General features: G+C 69.3%; 1 protein-coding gene. It reads right to left on the minus strand.

Annotated elements, in window-relative coordinates; translation table 11 throughout:
• Nucleotides 1–519 (minus strand): ribosome maturation factor RimP (rimP, locus tag KUM32_RS41620; protein WP_217146818.1); only part of this gene is annotated, 519 nt, incomplete at its 3' end.
• Nucleotides 520–690: the final 171 nt, after the last annotated feature.

Genomic DNA, 690 nt, shown 5'->3' on the forward strand with positions numbered 1-690 from the left:
CGGCAACGCCTCCTCTTGGCTCTCGTCGTCCTGCTTCTCACTGGCCTTGCGATTGAACTCGATCTCCACTCGTGCCTTGGAGATCTCGCTGAAGGCAAGACGGCGCTCCGTGGGCTTGCGACCCTTCACACCCGGGACCTCCAGGTCGAGCCCGTCGTCGTCGACCGCGACGATCCGGGCGAGCAGTTCCCCGCCCTCGACGAGCTGTGCCTTCATGAGGCGACCTGTGGCGCGGCGGTAGTGGCGCGGCTCGGTCAACGGCCGGTCGGCACCGGGCGAGGTGACCTCGAGGACGTACGGTGCGCCGCCCATGACGTCCGTTTCATCGAGGGTCTGCGAGACCGCTCGGCTCAACTCCGCACACGCGTCCAACTGCACGCCGTCGTCGGAGTCCACCACGATACGGAGCACGCGCCGCTTCCCGGCCGGGGTCACCTCGATCTCTTCCAGATCCAGGTCCCGCGCGCTGACAAGCGGTGTTAGCAGTCCGCGCAGCCTCTCGCTCTGGGTGGTGCTCATCCGGGTGACTCCTCGGCCGCGTGTGCTGTTGTGGGAACGTCGCGTGTCAGACCAAAGCCTAGCTGTTCCGGCGACGGGCTGACGATTCGGCAGTCGCGTCGCGCCCCGTCCCCGTGGCGCGGGCCGTACGGGGCGGCCCGCGGCGGGGGCAGCGCCACTCCGGCGCGCGTG

This window comes from Streptomyces sp. AC627_RSS907 (assembly GCF_019049165.1).